The 19,368-nt window shown below is 65.5% G+C and carries 22 protein-coding genes; 4 read left to right on the top strand and 18 right to left on the bottom strand.

The annotated features are described in order from the left end of the window. Positions 1-2: 2 nt before the first annotated feature. Positions 3-1,193 carry a M24 family metallopeptidase gene (locus tag B9Z03_RS04255; protein WP_085463045.1) on the bottom strand — a complete coding sequence of 397 codons (1,191 nt, stop codon included), beginning with the start codon at positions 1,191-1,193 and terminating at the stop codon, positions 3-5. A gap of 180 nt (positions 1,194-1,373) precedes the next feature. Between B9Z03_RS04255 and B9Z03_RS04250 the strand changes: the two genes are divergently transcribed. The 3 genes from B9Z03_RS04250 (at position 1,374) to B9Z03_RS04240 (ending at position 4,897) form a co-directional block, all read left to right on the top strand. Then, complete coding sequence (locus B9Z03_RS04250; protein ID WP_085463044.1) at positions 1,374-2,330, top strand: TAXI family TRAP transporter solute-binding subunit; 957 nt, start codon at positions 1,374-1,376, stop codon at positions 2,328-2,330. Between the two features lie 78 nt (positions 2,331-2,408). Beyond that, on the top strand, positions 2,409-4,508 hold the full coding sequence (locus B9Z03_RS04245) for a TRAP transporter permease (RefSeq protein ID WP_085463043.1): 2,100 nt from the start codon (positions 2,409-2,411) through the stop codon (positions 4,506-4,508). Next, a complete protein-coding gene (locus B9Z03_RS04240) occupies positions 4,472-4,897 on the top strand; it encodes a DUF1850 domain-containing protein (protein ID WP_348528996.1) in 426 nt (141 codons plus the stop codon). The genes B9Z03_RS04245 and B9Z03_RS04240 overlap by 37 nt, the downstream gene beginning before the upstream one ends. On the opposite strand, the gene B9Z03_RS29730 is transcribed toward B9Z03_RS04240, so the two are convergent. Beyond that, positions 4,891-5,049 carry a hypothetical protein gene (locus tag B9Z03_RS29730; RefSeq protein WP_176247419.1) on the bottom strand — a complete coding sequence of 53 codons (159 nt, stop codon included), beginning with the start codon at positions 5,047-5,049 and terminating at the stop codon, positions 4,891-4,893. The genes B9Z03_RS04240 and B9Z03_RS29730 overlap by 7 nt on opposite strands. A gap of 317 nt (positions 5,050-5,366) precedes the next feature. On the opposite strand from B9Z03_RS29730, the gene B9Z03_RS04235 reads away from it, so the two are divergent. Further along, the gene (locus B9Z03_RS04235) at positions 5,367-5,873 is read left to right on the top strand and encodes a YciE/YciF ferroxidase family protein (protein WP_085463042.1); all 507 of its coding nucleotides are present in this window, start codon (positions 5,367-5,369) and stop codon (positions 5,871-5,873) included. 52 nt (positions 5,874-5,925) lie between these two features. On the opposite strand, the gene mbfA is transcribed toward B9Z03_RS04235, so the two are convergent. The 16 genes from mbfA to B9Z03_RS04155 all read right to left on the bottom strand — a co-directional run bounded on the left by mbfA (position 5,926) and on the right by B9Z03_RS04155 (position 19,359). After that, positions 5,926-6,909 carry an iron exporter MbfA gene (gene mbfA, locus B9Z03_RS04230; RefSeq protein ID WP_085463041.1) on the bottom strand — a complete coding sequence of 328 codons (984 nt, stop codon included), beginning with the start codon at positions 6,907-6,909 and terminating at the stop codon, positions 5,926-5,928. An 86-nt stretch (positions 6,910-6,995) separates the two neighbouring features. Then, positions 6,996-8,132: an ABC transporter permease gene (locus B9Z03_RS04225; protein WP_085463040.1), complete on the bottom strand. Its 1,137-nt coding sequence runs from the start codon at positions 8,130-8,132 to the stop codon at positions 6,996-6,998. Beyond that, positions 8,132-9,046 (bottom strand): ABC transporter ATP-binding protein, encoded by a 915-nt coding sequence (locus B9Z03_RS04220; RefSeq protein WP_085463039.1) that lies wholly within the window; start codon positions 9,044-9,046, stop codon positions 8,132-8,134. The genes B9Z03_RS04225 and B9Z03_RS04220 overlap by 1 nt, the downstream gene beginning before the upstream one ends. Beyond that, positions 9,043-9,990 (bottom strand): HlyD family secretion protein, encoded by a 948-nt coding sequence (locus B9Z03_RS04215; protein ID WP_085463038.1) that lies wholly within the window; start codon positions 9,988-9,990, stop codon positions 9,043-9,045. Before B9Z03_RS04215 ends, B9Z03_RS04220 begins: the two co-directional genes overlap by 4 nt. Then, positions 9,987-10,673: a CerR family C-terminal domain-containing protein gene (locus tag B9Z03_RS04210; RefSeq protein WP_085463037.1), complete on the bottom strand. Its 687-nt coding sequence runs from the start codon at positions 10,671-10,673 to the stop codon at positions 9,987-9,989. Before B9Z03_RS04210 ends, B9Z03_RS04215 begins: the two co-directional genes overlap by 4 nt. 59 nt (positions 10,674-10,732) lie before the next feature. Continuing rightward, on the bottom strand, positions 10,733-11,050 hold the full coding sequence (locus B9Z03_RS04205) for a YkgJ family cysteine cluster protein (RefSeq protein WP_085463036.1): 318 nt from the start codon (positions 11,048-11,050) through the stop codon (positions 10,733-10,735). A 115-nt stretch (positions 11,051-11,165) separates the two neighbouring features. Continuing rightward, a complete protein-coding gene (locus B9Z03_RS04200; protein WP_085463035.1) occupies positions 11,166-12,908 on the bottom strand; it encodes a SulP family inorganic anion transporter in 1,743 nt (580 codons plus the stop codon). A gap of 131 nt (positions 12,909-13,039) precedes the next feature. Next, positions 13,040-13,300 carry a helix-turn-helix domain-containing protein gene (locus tag B9Z03_RS04195; protein WP_085463034.1) on the bottom strand — a complete coding sequence of 87 codons (261 nt, stop codon included), beginning with the start codon at positions 13,298-13,300 and terminating at the stop codon, positions 13,040-13,042. Between the two features lie 81 nt (positions 13,301-13,381). Further along, positions 13,382-13,720 carry a hypothetical protein gene (locus B9Z03_RS04190; RefSeq protein WP_085463033.1) on the bottom strand — a complete coding sequence of 113 codons (339 nt, stop codon included), beginning with the start codon at positions 13,718-13,720 and terminating at the stop codon, positions 13,382-13,384. 25 nt (positions 13,721-13,745) lie between these two features. Continuing rightward, positions 13,746-14,921 carry a TMEM43 family protein gene (locus B9Z03_RS04185; protein WP_085463032.1) on the bottom strand — a complete coding sequence of 392 codons (1,176 nt, stop codon included), beginning with the start codon at positions 14,919-14,921 and terminating at the stop codon, positions 13,746-13,748. A 110-nt stretch (positions 14,922-15,031) separates the two neighbouring features. Further along, the gene (locus B9Z03_RS04180; RefSeq protein WP_085463031.1) at positions 15,032-15,652 is read right to left on the bottom strand and encodes a transglutaminase-like cysteine peptidase; all 621 of its coding nucleotides are present in this window, start codon (positions 15,650-15,652) and stop codon (positions 15,032-15,034) included. Positions 15,653-15,808: 156 nt separating this feature from the next. Further along, positions 15,809-17,086: a polyhydroxyalkanoate depolymerase gene (locus B9Z03_RS04175; RefSeq protein ID WP_085463030.1), complete on the bottom strand. Its 1,278-nt coding sequence runs from the start codon at positions 17,084-17,086 to the stop codon at positions 15,809-15,811. Positions 17,087-17,244: 158 nt separating this feature from the next. Further along, complete coding sequence (locus B9Z03_RS04170) at positions 17,245-17,769, bottom strand: GNAT family N-acetyltransferase (RefSeq protein WP_085463029.1); 525 nt, start codon at positions 17,767-17,769, stop codon at positions 17,245-17,247. Then, a complete protein-coding gene (locus tag B9Z03_RS04165; protein WP_085463028.1) occupies positions 17,766-18,053 on the bottom strand; it encodes a DUF1330 domain-containing protein in 288 nt (95 codons plus the stop codon). The genes B9Z03_RS04170 and B9Z03_RS04165 overlap by 4 nt, the downstream gene beginning before the upstream one ends. A 2-nt stretch (positions 18,054-18,055) precedes the next feature. Beyond that, a complete protein-coding gene (gene pyrF, locus B9Z03_RS04160) occupies positions 18,056-18,772 on the bottom strand; it encodes an orotidine-5'-phosphate decarboxylase (protein ID WP_085463027.1) in 717 nt (238 codons plus the stop codon). Continuing rightward, on the bottom strand, positions 18,769-19,359 hold the full coding sequence (locus B9Z03_RS04155; RefSeq protein ID WP_085463026.1) for an NADPH-dependent FMN reductase: 591 nt from the start codon (positions 19,357-19,359) through the stop codon (positions 18,769-18,771). Before B9Z03_RS04155 ends, pyrF begins: the two co-directional genes overlap by 4 nt. Between the last annotated feature and the right edge of the window lie 9 nt (positions 19,360-19,368).

Genomic DNA, 19,368 nt, shown 5'->3' with positions numbered 1-19,368 from the left:
GGCTACTCCGTGCCGCCGATGTTCCAGCCGCGGCCGCGCGCGCCCATCAGCTCGTAGCCGTCAGCCGTCACCGCGATCGTGTCCTCCAGCTTGATGAAGCCGCGCGAGGGATGGAGCATCGTCGTCTCGACCGAGATCACCATGCCGGCCTCCAGCGGCTTGTCGGCATCCACGCCCTCATAGGCGACGGGATGATTGGTCATCAGGAACGGCGCCTCGTGGCTGACGAGCCCCATGCCGTGGGCGAAGAAATCCGTGTAGGGCGCAACGGCGGAGGCCTTCAGCACCTTCTCCGCATGGGCGATCATGTCGCCACCCGCGGCACCCGGCCGGATGCGCGAGAATGCAGCCTGCTGGACGGCGTCGACCTCCGCGAGCAGGTCCCTGAGTTCCTGGTCGGGCTCGCCAAGAACGGCCATACGGCAGAGGTCACCGATGTAGCCGTGATAGTTGCCGCCTGAATCGAGCGACATCACCTCGCCCTTGCGCCATGTCTGCGGCGACACTGCCCTGTTGTGGCTGGGACCCAGCGTGATGAGCGCATATTCGAAGGTGAGGCCGCGGTTGGTTTCCTCGCGGCGCAGCCGCTCGACGATGTCGCCCTTGGACGATCCTTCGTGCTGGCTGGCGAAGACGGCGAGCATCGAATCCGTGATGAGTTCCGACGCGAGCCGCAGCCTGGCCAGTTCCTCCGGCGTCTTGATCATGCGCATCCGCTCGAGCATGCCAGTGGCGTCGACGAGCCTCGCTTCGCCGAGTTCGGACTGGAGCGTGGCCCAGGCGTCGTGTGGAACAAAGCCCGGCTCCATCCCTATTCTCGATCTGGCCAGACCAATTTTCTTCAAATGAGCGGCGGCCTGTTTGGCGGCATCCACCGAGCCCCAGCATGTGGTGAACACGGAGGGTGTCCAGAATGGATTCACCTGCTGCTCGTGGCCTTCCATTCGATTGCCGACATAGGCGGCGTAGTCCGGCCTGCCCCTGACATAGATCGCGACAGGCAGGTAGCGGCTGTGGCCGATCGCATCCATCGCGTGAAAGAAGATGTAGCGATAGCCGCCGAGCAGATACTGGACATTGTGCTTCGACGTGGCGAGCAGGACGTCGATGCCGGCTTCGTCCATGAGCCGGTCGAGCTTGTCCTGGTCGAACGGAGCGCCGGCAGTCTGCGGCCGAGCTGGCGATGCGGTCATGGCTTCCTCCCAAACGCATTCGCAAGCGTTCTACCCCGAAGCGGCGAGGAAGGGAACTGGTCCGGCCAGAAGACCTGACGAAGGGATTATACGGCGAGGGTTGGCAAGCGCGCGTCGATGGCTAACATGCAGGGCATCGTGCCCGGACAGCGTGGCGCACATCGAAAGGGAGGTTTATCGATGAAACACACCGTAGCGCGGCTTGCTGCCGCCGGTGCACTTGCATTCTCGCTGGCGGCCGCCGGCACGGCCGCGCGGGCGGACGAGTTCATCAATGTGCTGGCGGGCGGTACGTCCGGCGTCTACTACCCGCTGGGAGCAGCGCTGGCCAACATCTATGGCGCCAAGATCGAGGGCGCACGCACCCAGGTACAAGCCACGAAGGCGTCCGTGGAAAATCTCAACCTGCTGCAGCAGGGCAAGGGCGAGATCGCCTTCGCGCTCGGCGATTCCGTCAAGTTCGCCTGGGAGGGCAATACCGAGGCCGGCTATCCGGGCAAGCTGGACAAGCTGCGCGGCATCGCGGCGATCTATCCGAACTACATCCAGATCGTTGCGAGCCAGGAATCGGGAATCAAGACGCTCGCGGACCTGAAGGGCAAGAGCCTGTCCGTTGGCGCGCCGAAGTCCGGCACCGAACTCAATGCGCGCGCCATCCTCACGGCGGCGGGCATGAGCTACGATGATCTTGGCAAGACCGAATATCTGCCGTTCGGCGAATCCGTCGAGCTGATCAAGAACCGTCAGCTCGACGCGACGCTTCAGTCGGCCGGCCTTGGCGTCGGCTCGATCAAAGACCTCGCGTCTTCGGTGGCGATCAACGTCGTGGCCGTACCCAAGGCGGATGTCGAGAAGATCGGCAGCCCGTATCTCGCCGTCACCATTCCCGCCGGCACCTATCAGGGACAGGATGCGGATGTGGAAACGGCCGCGGTCGGCAACTTCCTGATCACCCATGACGGCGTGTCGGACGAGACAGCTTACCAGATGACCAAGCAGCTGTTCGAGAACCTTCCCGACATGGTCGCCGCGCACAACGCAGCCAAGGCGATCGACATCAAGAAGGCGTTGGATGGAATGCCCGTGCCACTGCATCCGGGCGCCGAGCGCTACTATAAGGAAAAGGGCCTGATGTAAGCCCCGGCGCGGACCGGCAGCATCAACGGCTGCCGGTCCCGCAATCTGCATGTCCACGTCACGCGCGGGGCCCATCCGATGACCACTGCAGCTTCCCAAGGCGCCGCCCCGCCGGCGGTCGACATGCACGATCCTCTCGGCGCCGGCTTTCCGGCGACGCGGGAGGGCCGGATCCTGTTCTGGATCGCAGTCGTTTTCTCCGTGTACCAGATCGCGACGGCGGCGCATCTGATCAGCCTGTCGAGCCAGGTCCTGCGCGCCGCGCATGTCGGCTTCCTGCTGCTGCTCGCCTTTCCGCTCGCGGCAGCCGCGCGCAATGCAACGCCCGCCTGGCGCGCGGCGGCTTGGGGCCTCGCCGCCGTGGGCGTATTCGTGGCGCTTTACCAGTGGTGGGAATATAACGGCCTGATCCTGCGCTCAGGCGACCTCCTGACACGCGACATCGTCGTCGGATGCGTTGCGCTTGCCACGGTGTTCGCGGCAGCCTGGCTGGTCATGGGTCCGGCGCTGCCGATCATCTCCGGCCTGTTCCTCGCCTACTGCCTGTTCGGCGAATACCTGCCCCGGCCATTCGACCATCGCGGCTACGACCTCTCCCAGGTTATCGATCACATGGCCTATGGGACGGAGGGCATCTACGGCATCCCGATCTATGTGTCGGCGACCTACATCTTCCTGTTCATCCTGTTCGGCTCGTTCCTTGAAAAGGCGGGCATGATCAAGCTGTTCACGGACGTGTCGCTTGGGCTCGTCGGCCACGCGCGCGGCGGCGCGGCGAAGGTGTCGGTGATCTCGTCCGCGCTGATGGGCACGATCTCGGGCTCGGGCGTGGCCAACGTGGTCACCACAGGGCAATTTACAATCCCCCTGATGAAGAAGTTCGGCTACCGGGCCGCCTTCGCGGGGGGTGTGGAGGCAACCGCATCGATGGGCGGCCAGATCATGCCGCCGGTGATGGGCGCGGTGGCCTTCATCATGGCCGAAACGCTGGGTGTCGAGTATTACGAGGTCGTCAAAGCGGCGATCATCCCGGCTCTCCTTTACTTCGCCTCGGCCTTCTGGATGGTCCATCTCGAAGCCGGCAAGCATGGGCTGCTGGGGCTGAAGCGTTCCGAACTCCCCTCTGCCACTGCCGCTCTCAAAAACGGCTGGTATCTGATCCTGCCGCTGGCGGTGCTCGTCTGGCTGCTGTTCTCCGGATATACGCCGCTGTTTGCGGGCACGGTGGGCCTGGCGCTGACGGTCCTGCTGATCCTCGGCGCAACGGTCGCGCTCGGATTGCCAAATGCCGCTGTGCGGACCGTGTTCTGGATCGGGCTCGGCCTCGTAGCGGCGAGCTTCTTCCGGTTCGGCATCGGCGCGATCGTCGGCGCGGTGGCGATCCTGATCCTCGTCAATCTCGTCGTGGCGGGAGGGCGCGATACGCTCGCCGCCTGCCGCGACAGCCTCGCCGACGGCGCACGAAATGCGCTGCCGGTCGGCGTCGCCTGCGCGGTGGTCGGCGTCATCGTCGGCACGATGACGCTGACGGGCGTCGCGAATACGTTCGGCCAGTTCATCGTCTCGGTTGGCCAGAATTCGCTGTTCCTGTCGCTGCTGCTGACGATGGTCACCTGCATCTTCCTCGGCATGGGCATTCCGACGATCCCCAACTACATCATCACCTCGTCGATCGCCGGACCGGCGCTGCTCGACCTCGGCGTGCCGCTGATCGTCAGCCATATGTTCGTCTTCTATTTCGGCATCCTTGCCGACCTGACGCCTCCCGTAGCGCTCGCCTGTTTCGCGGCCTCGCCGATCGCCAAGGAAAGCGGCTTCCGGATCTCGCTGGAGGCGATCAAGGTCGCGGCGGCCGGCTTCGTCATCCCGTTCATGGCGGTCTACACGCCGGCGCTGATGCTGCAGGAGGGAGGCGCGCTGGCGGGCGCAATCGGCTACTGGCCAGCGGTCGGCTATGTCGTGATCAAGACGGCGCTCGCCATTGCGCTCTGGGGTGTCGCCGTGATCGGCTTCCTGCGGATGCGGCTGGCCTTGTGGGAACGCGCGCTCGCCGCCGCGGCCGCCTTCACGCTGGTCGCAGCCCTGCCTGTGACCGACGAGATCGGTTTTGTCCTGGCGATCGTGTTCTTTGCGCAGCATTGGTGGCGCAGCCGCGCTGCTGCCGCCAGCGCCGCCTGATGCCGGTCTGCCTCGTCGCGGGCGGTAAGACTGTGATGGTCGCCCTTTCCGCCTTCACGCTCGCCTGGACGCATTCGGTCGAGAAGGTTCGATGGGAAGAGGACTGGGTGCTCTCTGACGCCGGCCTCAGGATCGTCGAGGCGCGCGTGAAGGGCTCCGGCGCGGGGATGGAGATACCGGACGGCGCCGTTCTGCGGGACGGCGCCTGGCGCTATACGCCGACGCTCGCGCCCCGCGAAGCGCTGCTTCTCGCGCAGTCAGGGGCGACGGCTGGAGGCTGGGAGATCTGCGCCGACGGCAAATGCGTGCGTGTGGGGGAGACTGCCGGACCCCCGGCCGAGATCAGAGCCTGCGCCGACGGCGAGGCGCTGCCCGCCGATGCTCAGTGAAACGTGACGCGTGCCTGGAGCGAGGTGCCGCCCATGCGGCGCGCGCAGGCTGGACCGGGGCCGCGCATATAGTGCCGCTCCGGGCGATAGCTGGGCGCAACGAATTCGCGTATGGCCACCACGTAGTGGCCAATGGCTGACCAGAAAGACATCTTACCTAACCCTGTCCTCGGAATGTCCCTTCCGACGCCGCAAACTTTAGCAAACGATCGTGAACACCCGGTGAATCCGGCCTTTAACGAATAGACAGAAACCGTCCGTTCGTGTCGCCGGAGAGGAAAAATTACGGCCTTTCGAGGCCAGGTCTGCGAATCCCATCACACCGATGGACCGCGTTGCGAAAAGGCAACAATCCTGACCGGAACCGGGTGGGCTGCCGGACGTTCTTCCGCCAGGCCGGAGAGACTCCGGTTCGAAAGGACGTTCAGTCCTTGCCTCCACAACAACACGAACAGGAAGGGCCAGGAAAATGGGTCTGTTTTCGAAAGACATCAAGACGATGGACGACCTCTTCGTCCACACGCTGCAAGACATCTACTACGCCGAAAAGCAGATCGTGAAGAACCTGCCGAAGATGGCGAAGAAGGCGACGAACACCGAGCTGAAGCAGGGGTTCGAAAAGCACCTCGAGGAATCGAAGGTCCATATCGAGCGGCTTGAGCAGGTGTTCGAGATGCACGGGGCGAAGGCCAACGCGGTCAACTGCCCGGCCATCGACGGCATCCTCGAGGAAGCCGATGAAATCGCCGGCGACGTGGCCGACGAGCAGGTGCTCGACGCAGCGCTGATCGCCGCCGCGCAGGCCGTGGAGCACTACGAGATCACGCGCTACGGCACGCTGGTCGAATGGGCGAACAAGCTCGGCCGCAGCGACTGCGCCTCCGTGCTGGAAAAGACCCTCAAGGAAGAGATCGCCACCGACAAGAAGCTCACCGGCCTTGCCGAGCGCAAGATCAACCTGCTGGCGGCTGAATAGGCTCCGGCGTCACGTCTCAAATCTCAGGGGCCGGCCGCCGCCGGCCCCTTTTCTATGCGCTGCCGATGAGGACGCCGGCGGCGAAGACGAGGCCGCCACCCAGCACCACCTGGAGGGCTGCGCGCAGGAACGGCGTGTCCATATAGCGGTTCTGGATGAAAGCAATCGCCCAGAGCTCGACGAACACGACCGCAGCGGCCACCGTCGTAGCCGTCCAGAAGTCGGGGATGAGATAGGGCAGCGCGTGTCCGAGGCCGCCGAGGGCGGTCATGATGCCGGACGCCAGACCTCGCTTGATCGGTGAGCCGCGGCCGGAGAGCTTGCCGTCGTCATGCGCGGCCTCGGTGAAGCCCATCGAGATGCCGGCGCCGACGGAAGCCGACAGGCCGACGAGGAAGGTCTGCCAGGTGTCGCCGGTGGCAAAGGCAGCGGCGAAGATTGGCGCGAGCGTGGAGACCGAACCGTCCATCAGGCCGGCGAGGCCGGGCTGCACATAGGTCAGGATGAAGTGGCGCCGCTCGGCGAAATCCTCCTCCTTGCGGGCGTCGCCCGTCAGGTATTCCTCTCCGAGGCGATGGGCGAGTGTCTCGTGCGACTTCTCGGCCGCCGCGAGCGAGCCGAGCAGTTTGCGTGTCGAGGCGTCGGAGGTGCGCTTGGCGGCCTCGATGTAGAAGCGCTCGGCCTGCGCCTCCATCTCCTCGGCCATGGAGCGCACTTTCTCGAGGCCGAGCGGCCGCACCAGCCAGTCCGGCTTGCGTTCGTAATAGCCGCGGACGTGTTCCCGGCGAATAAGCGGGATCCGCTCGCCGAAGCGCGCCCGGTGCAGTTCGATCAGGGATGCGCGGTGGCCGTCCTCCTCGGCCGCCATCTCCTCGAACACTTTCGCCGAGTTCGGATAGGCGTCCGCCAGGCCGTCGGCATAAGCGCGGTAGATGCGGGCATCGTCCTCTTCGGACGAGATCGCCAGCGCGAGAATCTCCTGCTCGCTGAGGGAATCGAACGACCGGCGGCCGAAGCCGAAGACACGGGAAAGCATGAGGGCAACCGTCTAGTTTAGAATTATTCTAATCTAATGGACCGTTCAGCGAGTTGCAACGCGGTTGGCTGCGGCGGAATGGCCGCTCAGTCGAGTGTGCGCCGGAAGCGCATGAGCGCAAAGCCCGCATAGGCGACGATGAACACGCCCAATATGCCGATCTCGAAGGCCACGGCCGGGAACTCGGCGCCCTTGAGCATGATCGCGCGGACAACCCGCAGGAAATGGGTGAGCGGGAAGAACTCGCCGAGCGTCTGCGCCCATTGCGGCATGCCCCGGAAAGGGAACATGAAGCCGGACAGCATCAGCGACGGCAGGAAGAAGAAGAAGGTCAGCTGCAGTGCCTGCATCTGCGTGTTGGCCATGGTCGAAATCGTGTAGCCGAGCAGTACCAGGGCAAAGACGAAGGACAGCACTGCGAGCAGAAGGAGCCAGACGCTGCCGACGAAGGGGATGGCGAAAAGCAGCTTGGCCGCGACCAGCACGACGGCGACCTGTACCGCGCCGACGACGAGGTAGGGCAGCACCTTGCCCAGCATCACCTCCGCCGGGCTGGTGGGCATGGCGAGCAGGTTTTCCATGGTGCCGCGCTCGGTCTCGCGCGTCAGCGCGATCGAGGTCATCATCACCATGGTCATCTGCAGGATGACGCCGAGCAGCCCAGGCACGATATTGTACTGCGAGATGCTCTCGGGGTTGTAGCGGCGGTGGACGACGACATCGAGCTGGCCTTGCGCGGCTTCGGCCGCCGCCTGCTCCTGCCCCTGCTCGCGCAGCAGAGCCCGCGAGGCGACCGTCGAGACGGTGGAGATCGCGCCCGAAGCGACGGCGGGGTCGGTCGCGTCGGCCTCGATCAGGATCGACGGGTGCTCCTTGCGGTCGACCCGGCGCGCAAGGTCCGAAGGGATCGTCACCACGAAGGCGACTTCGCCGGAGGCCATCAGTTCCTCCGCCTCGGCGGCCGAGCCGACGATGTAGTCGAAACGGTAGTAGCCGGTCATCTCCAGCGAGGACACGATCGCCCGGGTGTAGCGGTCGCTGCCGAGCGCGACGAGGGCGGCCGGAAGCTGCTTCGGATCGGTGTTGATCGCGTAGCCGAACAGGACGAGCTGGATCAGCGGCACGCCGAGCATCATGCCGAAGGTGATGCGGTCGCGCCGCATCTGGATGAACTCCTTGATGAGCATCGCACCCAGCCGGCCGAGGGAGAAGAAGCTCATCATTACGCCATATTGTCCTTCGACCGCGCCATGAACTGGATGAACACGTCCTCCAGGCTGGTCTCCCCGGCTTCGATCGCGACACCGTCGGCCTTCACCGTATCGAGCGCGGCTTCGAGCTTTTCCCGGTCGAGGCCCACCACGTGCAGCGTGGTGCCAAAGGCTGCGACCTGTTCCACGCCCGGCGCGTCGCGCAGCCTGGCGGTGATCTCTCCGAGCCCAGGGCCTCGCACGACATAGGTGAGGAGCCCTGCCTTGCGCACCACCTCGTCCACCGTGCCGGTGGCGAGCAGCTTGCCGTAGGAGATGTAGCTGATGCGGTGGCAGCGCTCCGCTTCGTCCATGTAGTGGGTCGAGACCAGGACGGTGAGGCCGCGCGCGGCCAGCCGGTGGATCTCGTCCCAGAACTCCCGCCGCGCCTTCGGATCGACGCCAGCCGTCGGCTCGTCGAGGAGCAGCAGTTTCGGCCGGTGCATGATGCAGGCGGCGAGCGCCAGCCTCTGCTTCCAGCCGCCGGACAGCGTGCCGGCGAGCTGGCCGCGGCGCGTTGCGAGGCCAAGATCGTCGAGCGTCTCGTCGACGAACTTCGACACCGGCTTGAGCCGGTAGAGCCGCGCCACGAATTCGAGGTTCTCCGCGATCGTCAGGTCCTCATAGAAGGAGAACTTCTGAGTCATGTAGCCGACCTCGCGCTTGATCAGCAGGCTCTGGCGGCGGATGTCGTAGCCGAGCACCTGACCCTCGCCCTCGTCGGGCGTCAGCAGGCCGCACATCATGCGGATGGTCGTGGTCTTGCCCGAGCCGTTGGGGCCGAGGAAGCCGACGATCTCGCCCTGCGCCACGCTCATCGATACGTGGTCGACCACGGTCCGGTCGCCGAAGCGCTTGACGAGCCCGCTGACCTCGATCGCGTTCATGGCGCCTGCAACACGACGTCGACCAGTTGCCCCGGCTGGAGCGCCTCCGCGCCCGCATCTGGCCGTGCCTCGATCAGATAGACCAGCTTCTGGCGGCGCTCGAGCGAGTAGATCACCGGCGGCGTGAACTCCGGCTCCGGCGAGATGTAGCTGACGGTCGCGGTTAGGTCGTCCGGACATCCGTCGCAATGCACGGCAAGCTTGCGCCCGACCGCGAGCGCGGAGAACTGGCCCTCGCCGACATAGAGCTTGAGCTTGACCGCCCCGTCGGGCAGCAGGGACAGGACCGGGGCGGATGGACCGGCCACATCGCCGGGATTGCGGATCACGTCGCCGATGCGACCGGGCGCCTGCGCGACGATGCGGCGCTTCGAGAGCCGCCATTTCGCTGTTTCCAGCGCAGCCTCCGCCTGCCGCACCTGGTTCTCTGCCGCGCGGATGGTTTCTTCGCGGGCCGGCAGGCGGGCGACGGCGACATTGGCCCTGGCCTGCTCGACGGAGGCATCGGCGAGTTCGAGCGCGGTCTGGGCGGTGTCGAGAGCAGCGGGCGTGGCAGCGCCGCGCTTGACGAGATCGGCAGTGCGCGCGAGATCGCGCGAGGCTGCGCGCGCCTGGGCCTCGGCAGACGCCAACGTCGCCTCTATGACGGCGATCTCCTCGGGCCGCTTGCCGAGCTTCAAGTCCGCAAGCTGGGCTCGGGCCTGATCGAGCGCCGCCGTCGCCTGGGCGACCGAGATGCGGGCGTCGTCGCTCTCCAGCTCGGCCACGACCTGCCCCGTGGCGACGCGTTCGCCGCGCCGCACGGCCACCGTGAGCACATCCGCCACATCGTTGGGCGCCAGGAGCACGTATTCGCCTTCGACATAGCCGACCGCGAGCGGCGCTTCGGCGGCGCAGCCGGGCAGGAGCGAGGCGAGGATCGGGACTGTGCAGAGGAAGCTCATGCCTGTTCGGCCCTCCGAGCCGCAAGGATCGCGCGCAGGTTGGCGCGCGTGACGTCCGCGATCGCGTCCGCTTCCGCCGGGCCGATCGCCTTCCAACTCATGCGCCGGGAGACGGCCTCGCGTCCGATGCGGAAATAGACGACCTGTCCGAGGAGCGTGAAGACGGTGAGCAGCGTGCGCTGGCTGTCAGGCGCCTCGCCGGTCGCGGCGGACCAGATGGCGCACAGGCGCTTATGCACGGGTTCGAAGACACCGAAGTAGATCGTGTTGAGCGCCGATGTCGGGCGATTGAGCTCGCGCAGGATGAACTGGACGATCTCGCCACCTTCCGGGCGCGCCACGATGAAGGCCACCATGCGCGAAAGGGCGCCCTCGAGGATCATGCCGGCCTGTTCGGGGGAAATGTCGGGCGCCACTTCGGGGACCTCCAGCGCGTCGCCGGCGACGCTGCGGATCGTTTCGACGATGTGTTGAGCGCACGCGGCGTGCAAGCCGTCCTTGCCGCCAAAATGATAGGCAATCGAGCCGATGTTGGCGCGCGCCGCGGCCGCGATCTCGCGCGTCGTCGTCGCATCATAGCCATGTCGCCCGAACAGCGTGAGGGCCGCCCGGATGAGTGCAAGGCGTGTCTGCTCCGCGCTCGACAGCTGGGTGGGCTCCGGTTTTTCAAGACGCTGCGACATCAGAGAATTTAATCAAACGATTGATTAAATGTCAAGCCATGCCGCAAAGAGAGTTCCGCTCAGGCGGAGCCGGGCAAGACAAGCGGCGGCAGGCCCCAGGCGCGCCGCGCAAACAGACATTCGGGGTCGCCCGGCATACAGGCGTGGCAGACATCCGGCCGCACCGCGTAGATGGTGCATGCGGTGGTCTTGCCTATCTCTCCGGAAAGAGCGCTGCAGCGCGCGCCCACGCAACGCATGCCGCCCTCGTCCGCGGAGATCAGTTCCGGCGGGATCAGCGCGATCTGCGCGTCGTCCTCCAGCGTGAAGCGCGGCCATTCCGAAGAGGTCGCACAGCATGCGCCGCAGGAGGTGCAGTCGAAGTCGGCGGCGTCCATGACGCTCCTTGGTGGCTACCGCGCCGGAAACAAACAGTGTCCGTGCGGGCTGCCACCGATGTCGCACGAGTGGACGATCGCATTCAAGCGGCGTGCGGGGAAACGAGGCAAGAGGTCAGGCGGCCTCGGCCTTCCGCGCAGCCACCTCCCGGTGAACCTGCTCGACAGCCTTCTCCACGCTGGAACGGAAGCGGACCTGCGGCGGCCGGACATGGTGCGCGTAGAGCATGCGGCGCACCTGTGGGCTCGCGCCGGCGATCACGAAGCGCACGCCGGCCCGCGCCGATTTCGCCGCAGCCATTTCGAGCGCGTTGGCCGCGGTCGAATCGATGAAGGGCACCGCCGAGCAGTCGAGGATGAAGGCTTTGCGCTGGTCGGCGATACGGTCGAGCACAGCCCCCACGGTCGAGGCCGCGCCGAAGAAGAAGGCGCCGGAGATGCGGTAGATCACGACGTCCGGATCCGCTGCCTCGGAAGGCTGGTACAGCGCGCGGTCCGTACTGTCGGCGACATCCTCGACAACCGCCGGCACCTGGGCTTCGATCGCGACCGCCTTGGCCATACGGTCGATGAACAGGACCGATCCCAGCAGGAAGCCGACGACGATGCCTTCGGTGAGGTCGCGGAAGACGACCAGCGCGAAGGTTACCAAGAGCACCAGCGCGTCGCCGCCGGAGGAGCGCAGCAGCGCGCGGAATGCATCTTTCTCCACCATGTTCCAGGCGACGACGGCAAGCAGGCCGGCGAGCGCGGCAAGCGGGATGTAGCCGGCGAGCGGCGCGGCCACGAGCATGAAGAGCAGAAGGAACAGCGCATGCAGCATTCCCGAGACCGGGCCGTGTGCGCCGGCGCGGACGTTCGTCGCGGTGCGGGCGATGGTGCCGGTCGCGGTCATGCCGCCGAAGATCGCGCTGCCGATATTGGCGAAGCCCTGGGCCACGAGCTCACAGTTGGAACGGTGCCGGCGTCCCGTCATGCCGTCGGCGACAACGGCGGACAACAGCGACTCGATGGCGCCGAGAAGGGCGAAGGAGACGGCATCGGGCAGCACCGCCAGCGCGAGATCGGTGCTGAAGACCGGAAGCTGCGGGAAGGGCAGCGTGCGCGGAATGCCGCCGTAGCGCGTCGCGATGGTCTCGACCGGCAACGCGAAGAACGCGGTCACCGCGGAAGCGGCCGCGATCGCGATCAGCATTCCGGGCCAGGACGGGCGCACCCTCTTGAGGCCAAGGATCACGATGACGGTGAGCAGGGCGACACCGATCGCGGCCGGAGTGACCGACACCCTGGCGCCCCACAGCGCTGTGACCTTGGGAATGATCTCACCCGGTTCGCCGCCGGGAAGGCTGATGCCGAACATGTCGCGCAACTGGCTGGCGAAGATGATCACTGCGATGCCCGCGGTGAACCCGACCGTCACGGGATAGGGAATGTATTTGATATAGGCGCCGATGCGCAGGTAGCCGATGACGACCAGCATGATCCCCGCCATGAAGGTGGCGAGCAGCAGGCCGTCGACGCCGTGCTCATGAACGGTCGCGGCGACGAGCACGATGAAGGCGCCGGCAGGGCCGCCGATCTGGAACCGGCTGCCGCCGAAGGCCGAGATCAGGAAGCCACCCACGATCGCGGTGAAGAGGCCCTGGGCCGGATTGACGCCGGAAGCGATTGCGATCGCCATCGACAGCGGCAAGGCGACGATCGCGACGGTGAGGCCGGCGATGGCGTCGGCGCGCAGTTGCGGCAGGCCGTAGCCCTCGCGCAGCACCGTCACCAGCTTCGGCGTGAACAGTTCGGCGAAGGTCGCCTTCGGCCGCTGATCCTCGCGGCTCGCCCGCTGACCGCTCAGGAATGCCATGTCTTCGTCCCGCCCGCCGTTCGCTCCTGGCAACGGGATCGTCGGCGGCGGCGCGGTCAAAGCCGTGCCGGAGGTCGGCGGTCGCCGTCGCGACGCTTCGTTCCGGGGCGACATCGCCGCCGGGAGGGAACCTAGCCTTCCGAGCCGGGCGCCTTGAGCCGCACACCACGGCCGCCGACCGCACTCGCCTGCCCTTCGCCTATGATCTCGACGCCGAGGTCGGCGAAGGCCTGGATGACCTTTGTCAGGCTGTCCACGACACCGCGCACCGTGCCTTCGCTGGCTTCCATCCGCTGGATGGTCGGCACCGAGAGCCCCGCCTTCTCGGCTAGAGCCTTCTGGTCGATACCGGCGAGCGCACGCGCGGCGCGCATCTGGGCAGACGTGATCATGGTCGATCAGGTTCCATCGTGATGATATCTAGCGCATACCAAGTGATGTTTCAAGCATCATCTGTGATATGTGGAACTAGCCTATCGATTGGTGAGCTGTGGACCGAGCGTGATCAGCGCGACGGCGACGATCGCAAGCACGACGCCAATGCTCTGGATGGGCGCCAGCTTCTCGCCGAAATAGACCAGCGCGATCAGGTTCACCGCGACGAGCTGGATCACCGCCGACAGGCTGAAGGACGATGCCATGCCGAATTCGCGTACCAGCCTCAGCATGATCAGGTTGCCGAGCGAATAGAGCACCAGGGTGATTGCAAGCTTGCCCAGACCCGGCGCCAGCGCCCACTGCTTGGCCACGGTGGCGGCGGCGAGGAAGACCATGGTGGAGAGCCCGAGCTGAAGCAGGCCGGAAATGCTCATGCGGATGCCTTCTGGTCTTTGCGGTTCAGGCCGGCGACGGTGTCGCAGGCTGGGGCGCGCGCGACTTGCCGTATCGCACCAGCAGCCATGAGATCAACGCGCCGATGACGATGATGCCGAGCGAGAGAAGCGGGCGATACCAGAACCAGGCGACGGCGATCACCACGGTGCCGACCGCGATGGCCAGCACGAAGGCGACGAGCCCGGTGCCGAGCCGCGCCAGAGAGCCGAGGAAGGGGATGACGTCGAAGATGACGCCGATGGGGCCCATGACCAGGGCGAAGCCGACGGCGAGCAGCAGGAGCCCGATCGCGCGCAGCAGCCAGGTGATGAACGTATTCTCGGCCACCGCCTCGTCAAACATCTGTCCGGCGGCCACGACGCCGCGGTCGACCATGAAGAGCGCATCGCCTGCGTAGGTCTGGTAGTGCGCGAAGCCGTTGCCCCGTTGTTTGGCGACCACGCTGATCGGCCCGAGAGGAACGAGTTCGTAGGAGATGCGCTGGTCGCCAACCTGCGGCGCGTTCGGATCCTCGCCGAGATAGATGCGCGACTGGACGATCTTGGCGTCACCCCAGCCGAAAGTATCCTTCACCTTCTGCGCGTCCGCGGCGGTGACGGGACGGTCCTCCTCCCCGCCCATGCGGCTCAGCGTCTGGACGTCGAGCCGCCAGGCGCCCATCTGCGCTTCCGAGAGGGAGAACGTCCTGTCCAGCCAGCGCATTTCCGGATTGCGGTGACCGTCCGGCTGCTTGAAGTTCGAAGAATCCTGCGGGCTGTCGACCCAGTCCTTCGTGTAGCTGTAGGTGGTTACGGTCTCCTCGCCGCCGCCGAGCGTCTTCTTCGTCTCGGAGCGGCTCTGCTCCTTCCATTGGAACATCTCGGCGCGACGGATGAGGCTGACGCCGGTCGCCGTGATGCCGAAATCGGGATCGGCAAGCGTCTCGCTCGTCGCCACCGTACCGGAGGCATGGACGAGGCGGCCTTCATTGGCGGGATCGATCGTGTCCGCGGAAACGTCGATGACGGCGCCTGCGCCCTCCGCGAGAGAGCGCGCCGTCTGAACCGCCCGGCCCTCGTTCCAGAACAGAAGGACGATCATCGCCAGCACCAGCAGGAAGCCGATGAGGACACCCACGAAGGAACTCGCGATGCGGCTGAACCAGCCCCGTCGCGTCGTCACGGTAAACGTGTCGCTCATGTCTCCCCCCGATCCGCCCAGCGCTGACAGACATCGCGCCGCGCAAATCTATCGATCAATTCGCTGATTTACGCAATTCGCCGCTCGAATACGCCGTCAGGAGATGGGCGCTACTTGACCGAGCCGACCAGCGGCGCGGATTCACCGCGGATGGTCACCCAGCGACCGGTATGCTCGCTGGCCTGGCGCTTGAGAAAGCGATAGGGCGTCTCGGTCCAAAGCTTCACGCTCTCGGAGAGATTGTCGAGGATGTAGTCGCCCTGGCTGGTGCGGACGGAAAGCACCGCATGGCCTTCGCCGTCTGGCTTGCGAACCACCGTGATCAGAAGATTCGACAGGGAGATGCCTTTCGCGGCCAGCATCCGGCGCTTCTCGAGGACGTAATCCTCGCAATCGCCGGCGCCGATCTGGTCCGGATATGCCCAGACCTCGTCCTTGCCATAGATGTCGAAGTCGTTCATCGGCTTGATGGAGTGGTTGACGAAGGCATTGACCGACTTGAGCTGGCGCATCAGGGCCGGCGTCAGCGCCAGCGGACCTTCGTCCCGCGGCCGGATGGAACACTCCGCCGGGTTGGCCTTGCAGAACTCGTAGTGGCCGATCGGCTGCGAGGTAAGGCCGCCGGTCGCCATCGGTGCCGCGGCCGACGCGAGCGAAGGCGCCGCGAGCATGCACAGGGCGACCGTTGCGAGGCGCAGGCGCGTCGTCGCGGCAGCCCGGAAGGCAGTCATGGAGAACCCCGTACGCCCGTTAGTTACTAACGAAACGTTAAGGGCGTTAATCTGGCAAAGTCAATCGACCGGCCCGCCCACTTCCCGCCATGGTTAGCGGGCGGACGCCTTCGAGGGTCACTTTGGCGTGAGCCTGTGAGCAGGTTGCAACACCTGTCAGGCCATATCCGGGCGCTTTAGGCGCTTCTTGCCGGCCTCGCGCGCCGATCGACCGAAGCTTGCCTGGAAATCGACGATGCGCGGCAGGATCTCCGAACGGTAGCGCGAGCCGTTGAACACGCCGTAGTGTCCGACGGCCGGCTGGACATAGTGTACCCGCATGTCGTCGGGGATATTGCGGCAGAGCGTGTGCGCGGCCTGGGTCTGGCCGACGCCGGAAATGTCGTCGTTCTCGCCCTCGACCGTCATCAGCGCGACGTTGCGGATCTTCGAACAGTCGATCAGCTCGCCCCGATGCTTCATCTCACCCTTCGGAAGCAGGTGCTTCACGAACACGCTGTCGACGGTCTGCAGGTAGAATTCCGCGGTCAGGTCCATCACGGCGAGATACTCGTCGTAGAACTCGCGATGCTTCTCGGCGCTGTCGCCGTCGTTTTTCACCAGATGGAAGAAGAAGTCCTTGTGTGCGCTTATGTGGCGGTCGAGGTTCATGCCCATGAAGCCGCCGAGCTGGAGGAAGCCCGGATAGACCTGGCGCATGAAGCCGTTGTTCGGCCACGGCACCGTCATGACGACATTCTCGCGGAACCAGTCGATGCCGCGCTCTTCCGCAAGCCGGTTCACCGCCGTCGGATTGATCCGGGTGTCGATCGGGCCGCCCATCAGGACCATGGTGGACGGCGCCATCGGATCACCGCGCGATTCCATCACGGCGGCGGCCATGAGCACCGGAACCGAGGGCTGGCACACGGCCATGACATGCGTGTCGGGCCCGAGTTCGTGCAGCATGTCGATGACGTGGTCGACATAGTCGTCGAGATCGAACCGCCCCGCCGAGAGCGGGATGGTGCGCGCATCCACCCAGTCGGTGATGTAGACCTCGGCATAAGGAAGCATGGATTCGACAGTGCCGCGCAGCAGCGTGGCATAGTGGCCCGACATCGGCGCGACCATCAGAAGCTTGCGGTCGGGCTTGCGGCCCTTCGGCAGGTCACGCTTGAAATGCAGCAGGCGGCAGAACGGGCTCGACCAGACGACCTCCTCGGTCACCGCCACCGGCTTCCAGTCGACAATGGTCGAGGTCAAGCCGAACTCCGGCTTGCCATAGCGGCGGGTCGTGCGTTCGAAGAGTTCCGCCAGCCCGGCGATAGATCGACCCCAAGGCGTCTGGGCAAACGGGTTGAGCGGATGGGAGTAAAGGATCCGGGTCGCATCGGCCATGGCGCGCATCGGCTGCACCGCGGCATGGTTCATTTCGTAGAGGTGATAGAACATGGAACCCCTTGCTGCGCCGCAATCGGCCCGGGAGCGGCTATGCTGCCTTGCAACAAAGCTAGCAGCAAAACGTTCCAAGGCAACTGGTGGAAGTACGACCTTTGGTCAGTTTGCGCGCGATTTATGCGGGATTTTGCCGTTAACTGCCTAACGAATAGTCACGAGTGCCAAACCATGAGGGTCCTCGTGGCCGGATCGACGCCCGGCGGCACCTCGCGCATGAACTGCTCGCGCAACCCAGCAGACGCCGATTCGGGCTCGATCACCGTGAAGCCGCGACGTTCGTAAAAAGGCCGGTTGAAAGGCACGTCGAGAAAGGTGGAGAGGAAGACCCGGCTGGCGCCTCCGGCTCGCGCATGGTCGATCACCGTCGACAGCAGAGCTCCGCCGACACCTCGCCGTCCACGCGCGGGATCCACGGCGATCTCCTTGAGCCAGTATTCGCCGGCGGCTTGGCCAGCCACTGCGAAACCCGCCGGCACGTCGTGCCAGAGCGCAAGCCACGCGTCATTGTCCGTGACGAAGCGGTGGAACTCGCTGCGCGGTGTCGGCGGCAGCGCGGCGATCTGCGGAAAGCCGTGCTCGGCAAAGAGCCGGTCGGCCCGCTCGCCGATCGTCAGCATCGCGTCGATGTCCTCCGCGGCGGCGCGCCGTATCGCGAGACCACTCGGCAGGATGTTCAAGCGCCCTCAACGATGACCATTTCGGCGGTAGCGTATTTCTGCCGGATGGCCTTGGCCGCCTGGTATTCGGGCGAATTGTAGCACGCCTTCGCGACATCGACCGATTCGAACTCGATGACGACGTTACGCCCACGCGCCTGGCCTTCCAGCGCCGTATAGGCGCCGCCCCGGGCCAGGAACTTGGCGCCGAAGCGCTCGAAAGCGGGCTTGGCGGTTGCAACGTAGTCCTTGTAGCCCTCGGGGTCGTGCACATCGACGCGCGCGATCCAGTATCCCTTGGCCATGATCAGATCCCTCCCTGGCTTTCCATCTCCCGCAGGATGGCCTCCGCCGCCGAGCGCCGGTCCGGCGCGCCGACGATAGGCCGGGCCACCACGAGATGGCTCGCACCGGCCCTGAGCGCATCGGCCGGCGTCATCACGCGCTTCTGGTCGCCGGGATCCGCGCCGGCGGGACGTATGCCGGGGGTCACGACCGCAAGCTTCGGGCCGACGATCCGGCGCACCGCGGCCGCCTCCTCGGCCGAGCAGACGATGCCGCCCATGCCCGCCGCCAGCGCCTGTTCGGCGCGCCGCAGCACGAGGGTGTGCGGATCATATTCGTAGCCGGCCTCGATCATGTCCTGCTCATCCATTGAAGTGAGCACGGTCACGCCCAACAGGCACAGCCCGGACCCCCTGGCTGCCTCCACTGCCGCGCGCATGGCCTTTGGATAGGCGTGCAGGGTGAGCATCGACATGCCCATGCGGGCGATGTTCTCGACGCCCTTCGCCACCGTGTTGTCAATGTCGAGGAGCTTCATGTCGAGGAAGACCTTCTTGCCCTCGGCGGCAAGGTCTCGGGCGAATTCGAGCCCGCCGGCGAAGGCGAGCTGGTAGCCAATCTTGTAGAACGATACGGCGTCGCCGAGTTCGGCGACGACCTTTTCCGCGTCGGACACGGTCGGAACGTCCAGCCCGACGATCAGCCGGTCGCGGACCGAGGTGCGAACGATCGCGTTCATGGCTCCATCCTCGACGAGTGCAGGCGGGCATGGGTGATCAGCGCCGCGCAGAGTCGCGTCATGCCCTTGCTCAGACGCTCTTCCTTGAAATTGCCGTCCGCATCGAAGGCCTCGCCCGCATTGGGCACCGAGACTTGCGGCGCGATAACGTCCATCTGGATATGCGACAGCACCGCGCGCAGATGGTTGGCGCTGCGGATGCCGGCGAAATGCCCGTCCGAGGACGAGCAGATAGCGACGACCTTGCCCGGATAAATCGAGATCGGCTTGCCGTTGTCGCGACGGATCCGGCTCACCCAGTCGATCGCATTCTTGAGCAGCGGCGGCATCGAGCCGTTGTATTCAGGCGTGCAGATCAGCACCGCGTCATGCGCGGCGATCATGCGGCCGAGCTTGTAGGCATTCTCGGGGATGCCTTTCTCCGCTTCGAGATCCTGATCCATGATCGGCAGCGGATAGTCGGCGAGCGAAATGCGCGTGACCTCGGCGCCCTGCCGGGCAAGCTCTGCCTGCGCCACGTCGGCCGTCTTGCCGCTATAGGCGCCCGTGCGGATCGATCCGGCGAAGACGAGGATTTTCGGCGTCATGACATGCTC

This window comes from Mesorhizobium australicum (genome assembly GCF_900177325.1).
GTDB classification, from domain to species: Bacteria; Pseudomonadota; Alphaproteobacteria; order Rhizobiales; family Rhizobiaceae; genus Mesorhizobium_A; species Mesorhizobium_A australicum_A.
This window is presented reverse-complemented; position numbering and strand designations above follow the sequence as displayed.

What these genes read in the sequence shown, in the direction of transcription:
- B9Z03_RS04165 (WP_085463028.1), bottom strand. Translation starts at nt 18,053, where the DNA reads ATGGCCAAGGGATACTGGATCGCGCGCGTCGATGTGCACGACCCCGAG.
- B9Z03_RS04210 (WP_085463037.1), bottom strand. Translation starts at nt 10,673, where the DNA reads ATGTCGCAGCGTCTTGAAAAACCGGAGCCCACCCAGCTGTCGAGCGCG.
- B9Z03_RS04250 (WP_085463044.1), top strand. Translation starts at nt 1,374, where the DNA reads ATGAAACACACCGTAGCGCGGCTTGCTGCCGCCGGTGCACTTGCATTC.
- B9Z03_RS04245 (WP_085463043.1), top strand. Translation starts at nt 2,409, where the DNA reads ATGACCACTGCAGCTTCCCAAGGCGCCGCCCCGCCGGCGGTCGACATG.
- B9Z03_RS04195 (WP_085463034.1), bottom strand. Translation starts at nt 13,300, where the DNA reads ATGATCACGTCTGCCCAGATGCGCGCCGCGCGTGCGCTCGCCGGTATC.
- pyrF (WP_085463027.1), bottom strand. Translation starts at nt 18,772, where the DNA reads ATGAACGCGATCGTTCGCACCTCGGTCCGCGACCGGCTGATCGTCGGG.
- mbfA (WP_085463041.1), bottom strand. Translation starts at nt 6,909, where the DNA reads ATGCTTTCCCGTGTCTTCGGCTTCGGCCGCCGGTCGTTCGATTCCCTC.
- B9Z03_RS04175 (WP_085463030.1), bottom strand. Translation starts at nt 17,086, where the DNA reads ATGTTCTATCACCTCTACGAAATGAACCATGCCGCGGTGCAGCCGATG.
- B9Z03_RS04215 (WP_085463038.1), bottom strand. Translation starts at nt 9,990, where the DNA reads ATGAGCTTCCTCTGCACAGTCCCGATCCTCGCCTCGCTCCTGCCCGGC.
- B9Z03_RS04185 (WP_085463032.1), bottom strand. Translation starts at nt 14,921, where the DNA reads ATGAGCGACACGTTTACCGTGACGACGCGACGGGGCTGGTTCAGCCGC.
- B9Z03_RS04255 (WP_085463045.1), bottom strand. Translation starts at nt 1,193, where the DNA reads ATGACCGCATCGCCAGCTCGGCCGCAGACTGCCGGCGCTCCGTTCGAC.
- B9Z03_RS29730 (WP_176247419.1), bottom strand. Translation starts at nt 5,049, where the DNA reads ATGTCTTTCTGGTCAGCCATTGGCCACTACGTGGTGGCCATACGCGAA.
- B9Z03_RS04155 (WP_085463026.1), bottom strand. Translation starts at nt 19,359, where the DNA reads ATGACGCCGAAAATCCTCGTCTTCGCCGGATCGATCCGCACGGGCGCC.
- B9Z03_RS04220 (WP_085463039.1), bottom strand. Translation starts at nt 9,046, where the DNA reads ATGAACGCGATCGAGGTCAGCGGGCTCGTCAAGCGCTTCGGCGACCGG.
- B9Z03_RS04235 (WP_085463042.1), top strand. Translation starts at nt 5,367, where the DNA reads ATGGGTCTGTTTTCGAAAGACATCAAGACGATGGACGACCTCTTCGTC.
- B9Z03_RS04225 (WP_085463040.1), bottom strand. Translation starts at nt 8,132, where the DNA reads ATGATGAGCTTCTTCTCCCTCGGCCGGCTGGGTGCGATGCTCATCAAG.
- B9Z03_RS04200 (WP_085463035.1), bottom strand. Translation starts at nt 12,908, where the DNA reads ATGGCATTCCTGAGCGGTCAGCGGGCGAGCCGCGAGGATCAGCGGCCG.
- B9Z03_RS04190 (WP_085463033.1), bottom strand. Translation starts at nt 13,720, where the DNA reads ATGAGCATTTCCGGCCTGCTTCAGCTCGGGCTCTCCACCATGGTCTTC.
- B9Z03_RS04180 (WP_085463031.1), bottom strand. Translation starts at nt 15,652, where the DNA reads ATGACTGCCTTCCGGGCTGCCGCGACGACGCGCCTGCGCCTCGCAACG.
- B9Z03_RS04205 (WP_085463036.1), bottom strand. Translation starts at nt 11,050, where the DNA reads ATGGACGCCGCCGACTTCGACTGCACCTCCTGCGGCGCATGCTGTGCG.